Annotated in this window: 13 protein-coding genes; 10 read left to right on the top strand and 3 right to left on the bottom strand. The window is 53.5% G+C overall.

Annotation, left to right across the window (positions count from 1 at the left end; all coding sequences use genetic code 11):
- Positions 1 to 63 precede the first annotated feature (63 nt).
- Together ACFFJP_RS00590 and ACFFJP_RS00585 are read left to right on the top strand one after the other, a co-directional pair.
- Positions 64 to 984: an alpha/beta hydrolase gene (locus ACFFJP_RS00590; protein WP_377239361.1), complete on the top strand. Its 921-nt coding sequence runs from the start codon at positions 64 to 66 to the stop codon at positions 982 to 984.
- A gap of 53 nt (positions 985 to 1,037) precedes the next feature.
- The gene (locus ACFFJP_RS00585; protein WP_377239360.1) at positions 1,038 to 1,757 is read left to right on the top strand and encodes an SDR family NAD(P)-dependent oxidoreductase; all 720 of its coding nucleotides are present in this window, start codon (positions 1,038 to 1,040) and stop codon (positions 1,755 to 1,757) included.
- On the opposite strand, the gene ACFFJP_RS00580 is transcribed toward ACFFJP_RS00585, so the two are convergent.
- Both ACFFJP_RS00580 and ACFFJP_RS00575 read right to left on the bottom strand, forming a co-directional pair.
- The gene (locus ACFFJP_RS00580; RefSeq protein ID WP_377239359.1) at positions 1,751 to 2,119 is read right to left on the bottom strand and encodes a hypothetical protein; all 369 of its coding nucleotides are present in this window, start codon (positions 2,117 to 2,119) and stop codon (positions 1,751 to 1,753) included. The genes ACFFJP_RS00585 and ACFFJP_RS00580 overlap by 7 nt on opposite strands.
- Positions 2,119 to 3,300: a BaiN/RdsA family NAD(P)/FAD-dependent oxidoreductase gene (locus ACFFJP_RS00575; protein WP_377239358.1), complete on the bottom strand. Its 1,182-nt coding sequence runs from the start codon at positions 3,298 to 3,300 to the stop codon at positions 2,119 to 2,121. Before ACFFJP_RS00575 ends, ACFFJP_RS00580 begins: the two co-directional genes overlap by 1 nt.
- Positions 3,301 to 3,762: 462 nt before the next feature.
- Between ACFFJP_RS00575 and ACFFJP_RS00570 the strand changes: the two genes are divergently transcribed.
- Complete coding sequence (locus tag ACFFJP_RS00570) at positions 3,763 to 5,526, top strand: S8 family peptidase (RefSeq protein WP_377239357.1); 1,764 nt, start codon at positions 3,763 to 3,765, stop codon at positions 5,524 to 5,526.
- Between the two features lie 68 nt (positions 5,527 to 5,594).
- On the opposite strand, the gene waaA is transcribed toward ACFFJP_RS00570, so the two are convergent.
- Positions 5,595 to 7,634 (bottom strand): lipid IV(A) 3-deoxy-D-manno-octulosonic acid transferase, encoded by a 2,040-nt coding sequence (waaA, locus tag ACFFJP_RS00565; RefSeq protein WP_377239355.1) that lies wholly within the window; start codon positions 7,632 to 7,634, stop codon positions 5,595 to 5,597.
- A gap of 195 nt (positions 7,635 to 7,829) precedes the next feature.
- Here waaA and ACFFJP_RS00560 point away from each other — a divergent pair, with 195 nt between their 5' ends.
- The 7 genes from ACFFJP_RS00560 to ACFFJP_RS00530 form a co-directional block, all read left to right on the top strand.
- Entirely contained in the window at positions 7,830 to 9,959 is a 2,130-nt protein-coding gene (locus tag ACFFJP_RS00560) for a TonB-dependent receptor (RefSeq protein ID WP_377239354.1), read from the top strand.
- Between the two features lie 148 nt (positions 9,960 to 10,107).
- Positions 10,108 to 11,412 (top strand): peptide-methionine (S)-S-oxide reductase MsrA, encoded by a 1,305-nt coding sequence (gene msrA / locus ACFFJP_RS00555; RefSeq protein WP_377239353.1) that lies wholly within the window; start codon positions 10,108 to 10,110, stop codon positions 11,410 to 11,412.
- A 64-nt stretch (positions 11,413 to 11,476) separates the two neighbouring features.
- Positions 11,477 to 12,271 carry a substrate-binding periplasmic protein gene (locus tag ACFFJP_RS00550; RefSeq protein ID WP_377239352.1) on the top strand — a complete coding sequence of 265 codons (795 nt, stop codon included), beginning with the start codon at positions 11,477 to 11,479 and terminating at the stop codon, positions 12,269 to 12,271.
- Positions 12,272 to 12,323: 52 nt separating this feature from the next.
- Positions 12,324 to 13,388, top strand: a complete 1,065-nt coding sequence (locus ACFFJP_RS00545) for a hypothetical protein (RefSeq protein ID WP_377239351.1) — start codon at positions 12,324 to 12,326, stop codon at positions 13,386 to 13,388.
- On the top strand, positions 13,385 to 13,957 hold the full coding sequence (locus ACFFJP_RS00540; protein WP_377239350.1) for a D-sedoheptulose-7-phosphate isomerase: 573 nt from the start codon (positions 13,385 to 13,387) through the stop codon (positions 13,955 to 13,957). Before ACFFJP_RS00545 ends, ACFFJP_RS00540 begins: the two co-directional genes overlap by 4 nt.
- A gap of 10 nt (positions 13,958 to 13,967) precedes the next feature.
- Positions 13,968 to 15,413, top strand: coding sequence for a bifunctional D-glycero-beta-D-manno-heptose-7-phosphate kinase/D-glycero-beta-D-manno-heptose 1-phosphate adenylyltransferase HldE (gene hldE / locus ACFFJP_RS00535; RefSeq protein ID WP_377239349.1), 1,446 nt, complete (start codon positions 13,968 to 13,970; stop codon positions 15,411 to 15,413).
- Between the two features lie 6 nt (positions 15,414 to 15,419).
- Positions 15,420 to 16,350 (top strand): glycosyltransferase family 9 protein (locus tag ACFFJP_RS00530; RefSeq protein ID WP_377239348.1); only part of this gene is annotated, 931 nt, incomplete at its 3' end.

Below are 16,350 nucleotides of genomic sequence, written 5' to 3'. Positions count from 1 at the left end.
TTTATCTGGCAGTAAGATCCCCTATATTGCTGACAATGATAGTTTTTGTGCGGGAAGGGTTTTATGCGTAGGTCTCTGCTGGTGCTGTTTACTCTTTTTAGTTTTTTTTCGCAGGCACTGCCGCAAGTCAGTCAGGGCAGTCTGCAACGGCTGGAAAACTTCCCATCACAACTGGTTCCACAGCGCCATATCGATATCTGGCTACCGGCCGGATTTAGCGCAACCAAAAAGTACGCTGTGTTATACATGCACGATGGCCAGATGTTGTTTGACGCCAACAGTACCTGGAACAAACAGGAATGGCAGGTTGATGAAACCGCTCAGGCTCTGATCAACAGCGGCAAAACCCGGCCTTTTATTGTGGTCGGTGTGCATAATGCTGATCTGAACCGGCATGCTGAATATTTCCCGCAGCGCCCCTTCCAGAGTTTAACACCACAGACTCGGCAAAATTTCTACCAGTTAGATCGTCAGCCCGGTCAAAAACTGTTTCAGCGCGAGGTGTATTCAGATGCATATTTAAAGTTTCTGGTCACAGAGCTAAAGCCCTATATCGATAGCCATTTCCCGGTACTAACCGACCAATCTAATACATTTGTGATGGGTTCCAGCATGGGCGGCCTGATTTCGATGTATGCCATCAGTGAATATCCGCAGGTATTTGGTGGCGCAGGATGTTTATCGACACATTGGCCAGGTGTGTTCCCGGATAAAGAAAATCCGGTACCAGCTGCCTTTCTCAGCTACATGCAACACAACCTGCCAAAAGCTGGCCAGCATAAAGTGTATTTTGATCATGGTGACCAAACGCTGGATGCGCTCTACCCACCATTGCAACGACAAGTCGACCAGCTAATGCAGCAGTTGAAATATCCACCGGCGCTATGGCAAAGCCGGTTTTTCCCAGGCACAGATCACTCGGAGCAGGCCTGGGCCAAACGCCTCGACATTCCGTTGCAATTTTTACTGACGCCGAAGCCCTGATCGAAGCGAGTGCTGCTACGTAACTGTGTAAAGGCAGCAAACGGAGGCAGCAAATGCACATAGTTATTTTGGGTGGTAACGGCGGGATCGGTGCAGCGCTAACCGCTCATTATTTGCATCTACAGGCACAGGTGTCGGTATTCAGCCGTGCAGCTCTGGCAGATACGTCTCTGCCGGGGTTACAGCATTTTTTATATCAGCCCGAGATGCTGGAGCAACCACAGTCGCCGCTGCATGAAGCGCTGAAAACCGTCTTCAGCCAACCGGTAGATCTGGTGTTTTGCTGCCTGGGTCTGCTGCATCAGGACCAGCTGCAGCCGGAAAAAAGTATCCGTCAGCTCAGCGCGGCTGGTTTACGTCAAGCATTCGAAGTGAATACGGTATTACCAGCGTTGTGGCTGCAGGCAGTCTGGCCATGGCTGAGCAAGTCGCCACAAGTGAAGTTATGCTGGTTGTCAGCGAAGGTTGGCAGTATCACCGACAATCAGGCCGGCGGCTGGCATAGCTACCGTGCCAGTAAAGCGGCGTTGAATATGCTGGTGCGTTGTGCGTCGATTGAACTGAAGCGTTCACTGCCGCAGGCGACGCTGGTGGCGCTGCATCCGGGCACCACAGATACCTCGATGTCGAAGCCGTTTCAGCGCAATCTGCCAGCCGGACAGTTACAACATCCTGCGGATACCGCACGACGACTGGCAGCGACTGTGGCAGACCTGACACCGGCGCAAACCGGTGCATTGCTGCATTGGGATGGTAGCGTGCTACCCTATTGATCGGTGCAGAACAGGTGCATACTTCGGCGATCGACTACCGGCAATTCGCTGCAGACGCTGATTTGACGCAATGGCGGCTTCAGCAGAATGCCCTTTTTTAACAGGGCTTGCTGCAGCTGTAATTGCCAGCCGGGTAAGAGGCCAAGCAACAGCTCACGTTGCGTTGCCGGCGCCACCAGATGAACCAACAAGCTTTGCGGAAAATGTTCAAACTGCAGCTGATAAGCAAAACCGCTGCAGCCTTGTGCTTGCCACAGTGGCCACAGCGCTTGAAGCACTTCACGTAGTTTCTGCTCTTGCTGCTGGCAACGAGCCGACAATTTGCGACTGAGCCAGTCAGGGCCGGCTTTCACAGTGGCCATCAGCAATACTGCCCGGCAACCCAGCCCGAGCTCCAGGCCCACTGGAAGTTATACCCACCCAGCCAGCCGGTGACGTCCATCACTTCGCCGACAAAATACAGACCCGGCTGCTTTTTCGCTTCCATCGTTTTAGACGATAGCTCGTTGGTGTCAACACCACCCAGCGTCACTTCGGCAGTCCGATAGCCTTCGGTGCCGTTGGGTTTGAATACATAGTGATGCAAAGTCTGGCTGATATTTGCGATGGATTTATGCTGCAGCGCTTTCAGTGGCTGATTGTTGATCACTTTAATTTCTAACAACTTCTCAACCAAACGCTTCGGTAACACTTTTCCCAGCGCAGTTTTCAGTTCCTGATCCGGATGTTTTTGCTGTTGTTCCTGCAAAAACGCCGACAAATCGAGCTGAGGGAGTAAATTGATCAACAATTCATCGCCAGGTTGCCAGAACGACGAAATTTGCAGAATCGCCGGGCCGCTCAGACCCCGGTGGGTAAACAGCATATCTTCCGGAAACACCACGTCGTTCGCTTCAGCAGTGACTGGCAGTGCGACGCCACTGATCTCTTCAAATACCGCTTTGTCGGCCGGTTGCCAAGTCAGTGGTACCAGCGCCGCGCGCACTGGTAAAACGTTCAGGCCAAATTGCTCTGCCAGCTGATAACCAAAAGCGGTGGCACCTAAATTCGGCAAACTCAGGCCACCACACGCGACCACCAGACTCTGGCAAGTCCGCGTCAACTCCGGCGTCACCAGCTGAAACAAGCCATTACTGTACGAAACACTACTAATCTGCTGCTGCAGCGCAATCTGTACGCCGGCCTTGCGGCATTCGCTACTTAACAGCTCGACAATGTCTTTGGCACTGTCGTCACAAAACAGCTGACCCAGTGTTTTTTCGTGGTAAGGAATTTGATATTGCTGCACCAGGCTAATGAAATCCCATTGGGTATAGCGGCTCAAAGCAGACTTACAGAAATGCGGGTTTTGCGACAGGTAATTTTGGTGACTGGCATAGATGTTGGTAAAATTACAACGCCCGCCGCCGGACATCAGAATTTTCCGACCGATCTTTTTACCGTTATCCAACACCAGCACCCGCCGACCGCGTTTACCGGCTTCAATCGCTGCAAACAAGCCGGCGGCCCCGGCGCCAATCACAATCACATCCCACTGCTGCATCTGGTTTTTACCTCTGAATGGAAGGTTCAGCGCCACTACAGGCAGTATCGCGCTAAAAGCCGGCTATTGTCCGGTGGATTGCCCCGAAAGGCAAACTCCAGACAGGCTTTAACAGCCAAACATGACAAAAACGCCAGAAACATTCGTGTTTTTTATACCTTTTAAATCTAACTTATTCCCGACAGCTATAATTTTACAGTTGTAACTATTTGTAATAATTCGTAGCTGTCATGCCGGTTGTAGCGCGATCCTTGCCAATGAATTGCACCATTTCAGTGCATTCTGATTTTCTTCGAGTCCCATTTATATAACCAAATGTTAATTTAGTTATCTTTACAGCACTAATGCATTGATGAATTATTGCCCTGCCCGCAGCACAGCGTTGTACGTCCGTTACAACAGCAAAAAACTATAGCGGGTACTGTCCAGGCAATTACAACATGTCGTTATTGAGAACTTACAATGCAACAATTCAAATTACATAAAATCGCCATTGGAACCCTGACAGCATTGATGCTGCCCCCAGTCGCCGCTCAAGAAATCATTCTGGCGGATACCAAACAAGCCTCTGAAGCCAATACCCAATTTATCCTGACCTACAAACAGACCGGCAATGCCACAGGCTCAGCCAAGTCGGATCTGATGTCACAGAGTTTCGCCGATGAACAAATCAATGTGCAGCAACACATTGAAGAGGAACTGTCCGTGCTGGCCGGTTCTGAGCTGGATTATGTCCGCGCCAGTGCGGTGAATGGCCGGCATATTGTCCGCGCCGAGCGTCGCCTCAGCGCAAAAGAAAAGGCTGACATGATCAAAGCGCTGAAAAATGACCCAAGCGTTGGCGAGGTTGAGGAAGATCGGCTGTTACAAATCATGGCTACGCCAAACGACACGCAATACAACAACCAGTGGCACTACTACGAAAATACCGGTGGCTTGCGCGCGCCAGCGGCATGGGATCAGGCAGATGGTTCCGGCGTAGTTGTAGCCGTACTCGATACCGGCTATCGCCCACACGCGGATCTGAATGCCAACATTCTGCCAGGTTATGACATGATCTCCGATTCATTCATCGGCAACGATGGCAGTGGCCGTGACAGCGATCCGAAAGATCCTGGTGACTGGGTGGCTGTTGGCGCCTGTGGTGGCGGTGAGCCGACACAAGCGCAAGATTCCAGCTGGCATGGTACCCATGTTGCTGGCACTATCGCTGCAGTGACCAATAACAACAGCGGCGTCGCTGGTGTCGCATATAAAGCCAAAGTAGTGCCCGTTCGTGTTTTAGGTAAATGTGGTGGTTACACCTCGGATATCGCTGACGGGATTATCTGGGCATCAGGCGGAACAGTCGCCGGTGTTCCGGCCAACGCGAACCCTGCTAAGGTCATCAATATGAGCTTAGGCGGTTCAGGCGCTTGCGACTCAACAACTCAGGCTGCGATTAACTCCGCACGCTCACGCGGTACTGTGGTTGTTATTGCTGCCGGTAATGACAACGACAACGCCAACAACTATAACCCGGGCAACTGTAGTGGCGTGGTGAACGTCGCTTCGACCAACCGTAATGGTGGTCGGGCTTATTACTCTAACTACGGTACTTCGGTTGACGTGGCAGCACCAGGTGGCGCCATGAACTCAGCGAACGATAGCAACGGCGTTCTCTCAACCTACAACACAGGCACAACAACGCCGGGTTCAGACAGCTATGGCTACTCACAAGGCACTTCAATGGCAGCCCCGCATGTAGCCGGCGTTGCAGCTCTGATCAAACAGAAAAAACCAACGGCAACACCGGATGAAATCGAATCTATCCTGAAAACCACTACCCGCGCCTTTCCGGCAACCTGCAGTAACTGCGGTAGCGGTATTGTTGATGCTGCGGCTGCTGTGACTAAAGCAGCTGGTGGTACCAGCGGTGGAACTACACCAGTCACTTCAACCACACCGAATATCTCGGTGGCGAAAAGCGCCTGGAAATATTACACCCTGACAGTGCCGGCAGGCCGCACCACGCTGACTATTAATACTGCCGGTGGCACCGGTGATGTTGACCTCTATGTTCGTCTGGGTTCACAGCCAACGTTGAGCAGCTATACCTGCCGTCCATACAAAACCGGTAGTACCGAGAGCTGCAGCTTCACCAACCCAACCGCAGGGACTTACCATATCGGTTTGTACGGTTATGCCGCAGTCGCAGGTCTGACACTGACAACCAGCCATCAGTAACCAGTCAGCTAGGATTAAAAAAGCCGCATGTTTGTTGCGGCTTTTTTATTGGTGGTTGAGCAATGTAATCAATGGATTCGGGCATTTATACCGATGTTTTGCTGATAGCCGGCGACAAACGCCTGCCAGTGTTCGGGGGTAAAATGGAACACGGTTCTAAGACCCAGCTCTTTTTGCAAACTGCGCTGCAATCGCGCCAGCGGTTCAGGCCACCAGTGCTGGCCTTTACGCCGTGCACATTTATCAAAATCAATCAGCCAAAATTGTCCGGCAGCATCAAGCAGAATGTTGTGACAGTTCAAATCTGAGTGATAAACACCAGCCTGATGCAACTGCGCTACCAGCGCGCCAAGCTGCTGCCACTGTGCGGCAGTCAAAGCCTGCTGCTGTAAATAATGATACAAGTCCTGACTCTGTGGGATCCGCTCCAGCAGAATATCAGCACTGTAGCCAAAGCCGCGTTGCTGATAACGGGCAGCCACCGGCGCCGGCACCGGCAGCCCGGCCTGACGCATCCACAACAATAAGCGGAATTCAGCAAGACCGCGGCTCGTCGCCACCGGCACAGGTGCAAACCAGTCGCGGTTTAGTTTGCCGATCAAACCACCGCGGTAATAATGCCGCAGTACCCAGTCAGTCTCAGCCCCGGCAGCGCGGACAAAATACACCGTATTGCGGCCGACAGAATGACCGGTGACAGCCTGCTGCGCTTGCCAATAAGTGGAGTTAAACACCGAAGCCGTCTGCAGTTCAGCCGGTAACTGCGGCGCAGACCAACGCAATTCGCCAGGCAATACCGCCGGCGTGGCCATCGCCAATTGCGCAACCTGCGCCAGAATTCGTGCTGTCGCGCCGCCCTGTTGCAGATACAACTGCAGACCAGCCGCCGCCAGTTGCTGACATTCAGCTGGCGCAGCCAGAAGCTGCAGCACTTGCTGGCTCAACGCTTCAGCATCCGCCGCCCAACGCACCGCATCTTGTTGCGACAACAGCTGATAGGCCTGGGCAAAATTAAACACATGGGGGCCAGATAACACAGGTTTCGCCAGACACATGGCTTCAAGCGGATTATGCCCGCCATGCGGGATCAGCGAGCCACCGATAAACACCAAATCCGCGACCTGATACCACAACATCAGTTCGCCCATACTGTCGCCGAGCAACACCGCAGTGTCAGCCACAATCTGGCTATCACGGCTACGCCGCACATAATTCAAGCCTTGTGCTTCAATGAGCCGCGCGACGCTGTCAAACCGGTCCGGATGTCGCGGCACTAAGATCAGCAATAAGTCTGGCTGATGTTGCCTTATCTGGGCAAAAGCACTGAGGATGATTTCATCTTCACCGGCATGAGTGCTGCCAGCGACCAATACCGGCCGCGCGCCCCAATCCGCACGAAGCGCCTCGGCTCTCGTTACCAGATCCGGCGCGATACGCATATCATATTTCAAATTGCCGGCACGACTGGCAAGCGGTACAGCAGAATGCTGACAGCCCGCCAGCACATTAAAACGGATCGCAGTAGCATCATCCTGAGCCAGAATCGCCGTTAGCTGTTGCAGCATCGGTTTGACCAACCAGGCAAACCGGCGATAACCCCGGGCTGAACGTCGCGACAAACGCGCATTGACCAGCAAAACCGGGACCTGATGCCTGCTGGCTGTGCGCAGTAAATTCGGCCATAACTCGGTTTCCAGCAACAGGATTAGTTGTGGCGCCAGTTTTTGCAGTAAGCGTCGGTTTGCGCCCGGCGTATCAAACGGCAGATAACAGTGATAAACCCGACCAGTTTGAAGATAAGAAGCAAAATGCTGGCGAATACGTGCAGAGCCGGTCGGCGTGGTGCAGGTTACCGTCAGCGGTAACGCCGGATAATCCCGTAACAAAGCTTCAATTAACGGAATAGCGGCCACCACCTCACCCATCGACACCGCATGCACCAGCAATCCGCCCTGAAGCTGTACCGGGATTGGTTGTAACGCAAAGCGCTCAAGAAAACGCTGCCGGTAAGCAGCATCAGCGCGGCTACGCCAGACAAACAGCAGCAACAACACAGGACGCAGCAGATACATCAGCAGGCTGTAACACACTAAGGCCAGTCGGGACAAAACGGCTTCCGTCTATTTGCAATGGAGAACCCGATCATACTGGCTGTGTCTTGGCTTTGCCAGTGAGCTGACTTTTTCCCACCAAAGCGCTGATCGCAAGGCTCGTGCTTCGCGTAAAACACAATGCCATTCTAAATAAGAATGGTTCGTGTTATATTACGCAGTAAAGAAAGGTTAATCCGCCGGAGTTCTCAGATGTCAGCCTTGTTCTCAATGTCCTTATCTCCTGTTAGCCAAGCAATCCGTGTTGCGTTGATTGCTGCCGCTTTGCCATGCAGCGCTTTCGCCGCAGATATCCTTGATGATGAATCGAAGAAAATCGAACATATTGAAGTCAAAGGTGAAGCTCAGAGTTACAAAGTCGAAGCCATTAGCACAGCGACTAAAACCAATACGCCGCTGCGCGATATTCCGCAGGCCATTACGGTTCTGACCGAAGAGCAAATCGACGACCAGGCCATGCAGAATATGGCCGATGTGGTGCGGTATGTGCCGGGTGTGCAAATGGCGCAAGGCGAAGGCCACCGCGATGCACCGATCTTCCGCGGCAATACTTCGACCGCCGACTTCTACATCAACGGCATGCGCGATGACGTGCAATACCTGCGCGATTTATACAACGTACAGCGCATCGAAGTGTTAAAAGGCCCGAGTGGTATGATTTTCGGCCGTGGCAGCGCTGGTGGTCTGATTAACCGTGTGACCAAACAGGCCAACTGGTCAGATACCGGCGGCATCGATGCGTCTATCGGTTCGTGGCAGCAAGCCCGTGTCAGTGGCGATTACAACTATGCCGTCAACGACGAACTGGCAGTGCGACTGACCGGCATGTACGAAGATTCTGAAGGCTATCGTGATTTTTACCGGCTGGAACGGTCGGCAGTGAACCCGACCCTGACCTATCGCCTGGCTGATCGCACCACGTTGGCACTTAGCTATGAACATTTTGACGATGAGCGTATTACGGATCGCGGCATCCCGTTTGACCCGGCGACCAATAAACCGCTGCAAATCAACCGCGCGACTTTTATCGGTAACCCGGATCTGAGCGATTCAACCGCTACAGTAGATGCAGTCTCTGCCACACTCAGCCACGAGTTTTTAAGCGGTGCTCTGCTGGTCAACCAGACGCGCTACGCCGACTACGACAAGTTTTATGGCAATGTGTTTCCGGGGGCTTACACGCCGGCCAATGGTCGTGTTGCGGTATCTGCTTATACCAGTGGTACCGATCGCAAAAACCTGATGAATCAAACCGATCTGACTTTCGAAGCGAAAGCCGGCTCTGTCACCCACAAAATGCTGGTCGGTGCTGAGCTGAATCAGCAAGACACCGATAACGTGCGGCTGACCGGTTATTTCACTGATGTCAGCGCCACTGCCACTGCAGCTTTTGTCACGCTGGCCAATCCGGTTTATCGCGGTAACATCGTGTTCCGCGCCTCGGCGACAGATGCAGACAACACCAGCGATGCCAAAGCCAAAGCGGTGTATGTACAGGACCAAATTGAAATCACGCCACAGTGGCAGGCCGTATTGGGTCTGCGATATGACGACTACCAGGTCGAACTGGAAAACCATCGCAATGGCAGCGTGATCGAAAGCGAAGATGATTTGCTGTCGCCACGCGCCGGTCTGATTTATAAACCGGTCGAAGATGTGTCGATTTATCTGAATTACAGCAAAGCCTATGTCCCGCGCGCCGGTGAGCAAATGGCATCGCTGACTATCAGCAACGCCGCTCTGGATCCGGAGTCATTTATCAACCACGAATTCGGTGTGAAATGGGATATCAGCGACAGCTTGTCGGTAGCGACCGCGCTGTATCAGCTCGACCGCACCAATGTGGCTGTGACAGATCCGGTCAATCCGACGCTGTCGATTCTGGTCGATGGCCAGCAGGTTAACGGTGTTGAGTTTGAAGTGAATGGCCAACTCAGTGCGCACTGGGATTTTGTTGCCGGTTATGCATTTCAGGACAGCGAGATCCTGGCGCCAGCCGCACAAAAAGGCAAACAGCTGAGCCAGGTGCCTGAGCATAGTTTCTCATTGTGGAACCGTTATCAGATCAACGAACAATGGGGTGCAGGTCTGGGTGTCGTCAGCCAATCTTCGGCTTTTGTTGCGGTTGATAATCTGGTGACTTTACCGGGTTTCACCCGTGTCGATGCGGCAGTGTTTTACACGCCAATGCCTGAACTGCGCTTACAGCTGAATCTGGAAAACCTGACCGATAAAACCTATTACGCTTCCGCGCATAGCAATAACAATATCACGCCGGCATCGCCGCGTGCTGCCCGGTTAGGCGTCAGTTATAAGTTCTGACCGCTGTAGTCCGACAGTAAATCACTCGTAACTCCAAAAGCCCGGCGCCATTGCCGGGCTTTTCTTTTCTGTCCGTTGCACAGATTGCACTATTCAGCCGGTCTACACGTATAGGTATCTACCGAATGGCGTTGGCCGGAGATTTGTGATGCGTAGCACTGTCGTTTCTATGTTCGTTGCCGCTTGTTGCGGTTTAACTTTGTTGTGCTCCCCTGCTGCACTCGCGGCTGAAGCCGTCCCGGCGCAGGCCAGTATGCAAAAAGACAGCATAGTGCTGGGGGCTGGCTGTTTCTGGGGCGCGGAAAAACGTTATGCCGCCATCCCCGGAGTACTCAATGCGGTATCCGGTTATGCCGACGGTAAAGGCGTGGAACCCACCTACCGCGCTATCACGGCAACGGCGCGGCGGATGGACCCGAATAATCATGCCGAAGTGGTCAAAGTCAGTTTTGACCCGGCTAAAGTGTCGTTACGCCAGATCCTGCAGGTCTATTTTGAGCAGCACGATCCCACACAGCTGAATCGTCAGGGCAATGATGTGGGGACTCAATACCGCTCGATTATTCTGGTGCAAAACGCCAGTCAGCAAGCACTCGCTGAGGCGGTCAAAGCGCAGTATCAGCAGTTACTGAGTGCCGCCGGTTTTGGCGCCATCACCACACAAATTAAACTGCTCAGCGAGTTCTTTCCGGCCGAAGACTATCACCAGGATTATTTAGTGAAGAATCCGGATGGATATTGTCCGGATCACAGCACCGGCGTGCGCTTTGCGCCCACTGCAGTGGCTGCAACCGACAATAGTGCTTTGCTCAAAGGCAAGCAGCTGCTGGTGCTGGAGGCGGAAGGTTATTGCCCTTATTGCGAGAAATTCCGTAAAGACGTGCTGGAACAGTATCGCGGCACTATTCCGGTGACGACTCGCACCAGTGCGCAGTTACAGGGCCTGACGCTGACCACGCCAACCTTTGCTACGCCAACCCTGTATTTTTTGCAGGATGGCAAAGAAGTGTTTGGCCATCAGGGTTATCTGAATCCAAAAGAATTTTATCAGGCGCTGGGCGCATTTCAGCTCGGTGACTCGGAGGCCTTCAACGTCGCTTTTGATAAAGGCACCGACAGCCGGTTTTGCAAACAATATGAAATTTTCAAGAATACCCCGGACGGGGTGTTTATCGACAAACTGAGCGGCCTGCCGTTGTTTGACACCCGCGATCGTTTTGATTCCGGCAGCGGCTGGTTGTCGTTCACCCGACCGGTGGCCGGCAGTGTGGTGGAATTGCCGGACCGCAGCTACGGCATGGAACGAACTGAAATTCGCGCCAAAGTCAGTGGTATTCATCTGGGCCACGTCTTTCCGGACGGACCCGGCGGTTTGCCCCGTTATTGTATCAACGCCACAGTGCTGGACTTCGTTGCCCGCCAGCAAATCAGTGCAGGAGTAAACAACCGCTGACTTTGCCGAAGCCAAAAATGCTGACTAGACTGCTGATAAGTCTTCATATCAGTCCATTCAGTCTATGCAAAAGTTTGGTCGCTGGTTGTGGTTGCTGTATGTACTGGCGACCAGCCCTAGTTGGGCTGCTGAGTCTCCGCTAAGGATTATTACCGTTGATGAACCGCCGGCCAGTTTTATTGGCCCCGGCGGTCAACCTGATGGCTTTGTGGTCGACGTGGTCCAGGCGCTGCAAGCAGAGCTGAAAGACCAAAGTCCACTCGAGATCATGCCGGAAGGCCGCGCGATGCTGACAGCACAACAGGAAAACAATGTGTTGTTGTTTAGTTTTTCCCGCACTGCAGAACGCGAACATCTATACCATTGGGTCTTGCCTGTTTTGCAAAAACGCTGGCAGGTGTATGTTCCGGCGCAAAGTCAGTTACAGCTGAAAAGCCTGCCTGATCTGCGCAAACTCAATGCCATTGGTGTCGTACGTGGGGATGTGCGGGAAAGTTATCTGGTTCAACTCGGTTTTACCAATCTGGTGGCGGTCACTGGCCATCAACAGAATTTACAGATGCTGCATAATGGCCGGGTGCAGGCCATCGTTGCTGATAGTCTCGAACTGGCCTATGCCCTGCGTCAACAAACCGAACAGAAAGCTGCTCCGAAACTGGCGATGACGCTGCGCAGCAGTAATGTTTATCTGATCATGCCCAAAGCGGCAGACCCTCAGCTGCTACAACGCTGGCAGCAAGCGGCTAAAATCCTGCAACAACGCGGCGAACTGGAACAAATTGCGCTGTTATGGCAACAACGTATTCAACAGGACCTGCATATCAACGTGCAGCGTGATGGTCATTTGCTGCTGTTTTGATGGACCGCCTTTCCGTTATACTGACGTCAACTTTGCCTAAGGTCAGACAAGTATGACAACTGCTGCTCCCCGAATTGTGTTTTTGCCCGTCTCCAGCCCTAAAGGCATCGGCGAATATATGCGTTCGCTGATCATTGCCGAAGCTTTAATCAAGCAGGATCCAACGCTGGATATTCAGTTTGTACTGAACCGGCATGCCCCCATCGCTGCCAGCTGTCCGTTTAAAACCCATCTGCTGAATAACTCTGCCACCAAAGAAAAAGCGGCCGTGAATGCGTTGCTGCAGCAGTTGAAACCGGACATGGTGATTTTTGACTGCTCAGGCCGAGCCTCCCAGGCCCGCGCGGCAAAAAAAGCCGGCGCCAAAGTGGTGTTTGTCTCACAACATAAGAAAAAGCGCGCCAAAGGTTTTGCACTACGGCGTTTAAGTGCGCTGGATGCACACTGGATAGTGCAGTTTAAGTTTGTCGATGGTGATCTGACCGCGCTGGAGCGCTTCAAACTGCGGCTGCTGCACAAGGATGAACCGATTTTCACCGGCCCGGTATTCAGCGCGCCGCAAGCCGGATTACCAGACGAATTCAGTCAATTGCATGGCAAAGCCTACAGCGTCTGGGCGGCCGGCGGCGGCGGGCATCAGGTACAGGGCCGTAGCGCCACCGAAGAGTTTTATCAGGCGGCGCTGGCTGTTGCGACACCGGAGCAACCGGCGTTACTGGTTGCCGGTGGCAACTTCAGCGGTGAGCTGGCATCCACTGACTGCGTCACCGTGGTCAAATCAATGCAAAACCAACAGCTGATGACCTTATTAAATCAGGCCACACTGATTGTCAGTGGCGGCGGCGATATGATGGGACAGGCCATAGTACTGGGTAAAAATATTGTCGCAGTGCCGGTGGCCGGCGATCAGCCCGACCGCGTGTTAGCCTGCGCTGCTGAAGGTTTGATTTATCCCGCGACTTTAGCCAAAGCCGACATCGTGGCACAATGCCATAAAGCATTAAAAAAGCCGCTGCAGCCGGCGCAACAGTTTGAACCCGGGCTGCAGTTAGTGCTTAAAGACATTTTCCGCCTGTTAGGCCGTTCTGAACCAATTTCTGAAGGACATATTGCATGAGTCAGACCCCAAGTTTTCTCGCTGCGCTGGCCCGTCACCGCGAAGTTTTTGCTGTTGCCGAACAATATGCCGCGCAAAGCCAGCAGTTGCTGGATGCCGTCGTAGCCTGTCTTAAAGCCGGTGGCAAAGTGGTGTGGATGGGGAATGGTGGCAGTGCTGCCGACAGTCAGCATCTGGCCGCCGAATTTATGGTGCGCTACAAAGCGGAACGGGGTCCACTGGCTTCGATTGCCCTGACCACAGACACTTCGATCCTGACCGCGCACGCCAACGACTATCACTTTGACAGCGTGTTTGAACGTCAGGTGCGTGGTCTGGTCCGCGCCGGCGATGTCGTCATCGGGCTCACCACTTCCGGCAAAAGCCCGAATATCAATCTGGCGCTGGCTGCCGCCAATGAACTGGGCGCCTTTACTGTGGCGCTGACCGGCCGCGATGGCGGTAAAGTCAAAGACATTGCGCAACTCCCCATCATCGTCAACTACGACGAAACCGCACGCATTCAGGAAATGCATATGTTTATTGGTCACTGGCTTTGTGAAGCGCTGGACCTGGTTCTGGCGGATTGAGTAGCATTTTATGATTGATATCAGTCGTTTAAATCATTTGTCAGAAGCGCGGGTGCTGGTAGTCGGCGACGTGATGCTGGACCGTTATTATCAGGGCGATACGCAGCGTATTTCGCCGGAAGCACCGGTGCCAGTGGTTCGCGTCAGCAAAATTGAAGACAAGGCCGGTGGTGCAGCCAACGTGGCCCGCAACATCGCACATCTGGATGCGCATGTCGGCTTACTTGGCTTGGTCGGCCGCGATGACAACGGTGACAGTCTGACGCAAATTCTGGCTGCCGACGGCATTCGCTCTGAATTACTGGCGCAGGACGAGCATCCGACGATTGCCAAAATGCGCGTTATTTCACGCCACCAGCAAGTGGTACGACTGGATATCGAACAAAACTTCAGCCGCAATCAGGCAGAAGCCCTCGCCGACAAAGTGGCAGCCCTGCTGCCGGACTATGATTTTGTGCTGGTGTCCGATTACGCCAAAGGCTCTTTGGCTGCGGTCGGGCGCATCATCGCGACCGCCAAAGCGGCCGGCAAGTTTGTACTGGTCGACCCAAAACAAGCGGATTTAGCGGTGTACCGCGGCGCCGATATCATCACGCCCAATCTGTCAGAATTCCGTTTAGCCGGTGGCGACACCAGCTCAGAAGCTGCCATGTTCAGCTCCGCCCGTGCCATGCTGGAACGCTGCGGGGTCGCGGCGATGCTGCTGACCCGCTCTGAACAGGGCATGACGCTGATCACCGCCAGTGAGCACCATCATTTCCCGGCGCAGGTACTGGAGGTCAGTGACGTCACCGGTGCCGGTGATACCGTAATTGCTACTTTGGCTGTGATGCTGGGCGCTGGGATGGCGCTGCCGCAAGCGGTGGAAGTCGCCAATCTGGCGGCAGGTCTGGTCGTTGCCAAATTAGGCGCTGCGACCGTGTCGCCACAAGAACTGGCAGCGAAACTAAACTCGCATTTGTTCTCGCAAGGCGATGTTTACCTGACGCCGTTTGATAAAGCGCTGCAACATATTGAATTTGCCAAACAAAATGGTGAGCGCATTGTGTTTACCAATGGCTGTTTTGATATTTTGCATGCCGGCCATGTGCGTTATCTGGCGCAAGCCAAAGCCCAGGGCGATCGCTTAGTGGTGGGGTTAAATTCAGATGCTTCCATCAAACGTCTAAAAGGTGACAGCAGACCGGTAAATCCGTTGGAAGAACGCGCCACTGTGCTGGCCAGTCTGGCGTCGGTCGACTGGGTGCTGCCGTTTGGCGATAACCCCAGCGAACAGGACACACCGCTTGAATTGATCCTACAGGTGAAACCGGACGTGCTGGTTAAAGGCGGCGATTACACTGTTGAGACTATTGTCGGCGCGCGTGAAGTGCTGGCAGCCGGTGGCGAAGTCAAAGTGCTGCAGTTTGTCGATGGTTGTTCTACCAGCGCCATTATCAAAAAAATCAAAGGGTAGAGCCTGATGTCCGCTCCAGCATTCCCGCTGCAGGCACCGCAGCAGTTGCAATCGATTTGTATTTTGCGCTTGTCCGCGATTGGCGATGTCTGCCATGCCGTCTCGGTCGTACAGGCGATCCAGCAGTATTATCCGCAAGCCAAAATCAGCTGGATCATCGGTAAAGTCGAAGCGATGCTGCTAAAAGACCTGCCCGGCGTTGAGCTGATTGTGTTTGATAAAAAGCTCGGTCTTGGCGCCTATACGGATTTACGCAACAAACTCAGAGGCCAGCAGTTTGACGTGCTGTTGCATATGCAGGTGGCGCTGCGGGCTAATGTCGCATCGCTGTTTATTCCGGCGCGGCGCAAAATTGGTTTTGACTGGTCACGTGCCAAAGAACTGCATGCTCTCTTTATGCGCGAACGCATCGCGCCGCAGCAAGAGCCGCACGTGCTGGATGGTTTTGCCGGCTTTGCCCGTCATCTCGGCGTGCCGTTTTTACAAAATCCGCAGGATAAACCGCAATGGCAAATGCCCATCACCGATGAGCACCGTGACTGGGCCAAAACACAGCTGAATACTGCCACGACACGCCATCTGGTGATTTGTCCGGCCGCCTCCAAAGCCGAACGTAATTGGCTACCAGTGCGTTATGCCGCGATCGCTGACTATGCCGCTACTCAGGGTTTTAGTGTTTATCTGTGTGGTGGGCCAACCGCGATGGAACAGCAATTAGCGCAGGAAATTAAAGCGCAGGCACAAACCGACATCATCGATTTGGTTGGCAAAACCAATCTGAAGCAACTGCTGGCGTTACTGGAGCAAGCCTCTGTGGTGCTGGCGCCGGATACCGGACCCGCGCATATGGCGGTGACAGTCGGTACGCCGGTGATTGGCCTGTATGGTCACAGCAATCCGGGCCGCACCGGACCTTACTTGTATCGTCAGTATGTGG

Source organism: Rheinheimera tilapiae, assembly GCF_042432165.1.
Lineage (GTDB): Bacteria > Pseudomonadota > Gammaproteobacteria > Enterobacterales > Alteromonadaceae > Pararheinheimera > Pararheinheimera tilapiae.
This window is presented reverse-complemented; position numbering and strand designations above follow the sequence as displayed.

Coding starts and splice junctions, on each gene's coding strand:
- ACFFJP_RS00590 (WP_377239361.1), top strand. CDS start 64: ATGCGTAGGTCTCTGCTGGTGCTGTTTACTCTTTTTAGTTTTTTTTCG.
- ACFFJP_RS00585 (WP_377239360.1), top strand. CDS start 1,038: ATGCACATAGTTATTTTGGGTGGTAACGGCGGGATCGGTGCAGCGCTA.
- ACFFJP_RS00580 (WP_377239359.1), bottom strand. CDS start 2,119: ATGGCCACTGTGAAAGCCGGCCCTGACTGGCTCAGTCGCAAATTGTCG.
- ACFFJP_RS00575 (WP_377239358.1), bottom strand. CDS start 3,300: ATGCAGCAGTGGGATGTGATTGTGATTGGCGCCGGGGCCGCCGGCTTG.
- ACFFJP_RS00570 (WP_377239357.1), top strand. CDS start 3,763: ATGCAACAATTCAAATTACATAAAATCGCCATTGGAACCCTGACAGCA.
- ACFFJP_RS00560 (WP_377239354.1), top strand. CDS start 7,830: ATGTCAGCCTTGTTCTCAATGTCCTTATCTCCTGTTAGCCAAGCAATC.
- msrA (WP_377239353.1), top strand. CDS start 10,108: ATGCGTAGCACTGTCGTTTCTATGTTCGTTGCCGCTTGTTGCGGTTTA.
- ACFFJP_RS00550 (WP_377239352.1), top strand. CDS start 11,477: ATGCAAAAGTTTGGTCGCTGGTTGTGGTTGCTGTATGTACTGGCGACC.
- ACFFJP_RS00545 (WP_377239351.1), top strand. CDS start 12,324: ATGACAACTGCTGCTCCCCGAATTGTGTTTTTGCCCGTCTCCAGCCCT.
- ACFFJP_RS00540 (WP_377239350.1), top strand. CDS start 13,385: ATGAGTCAGACCCCAAGTTTTCTCGCTGCGCTGGCCCGTCACCGCGAA.
- hldE (WP_377239349.1), top strand. CDS start 13,968: ATGATTGATATCAGTCGTTTAAATCATTTGTCAGAAGCGCGGGTGCTG.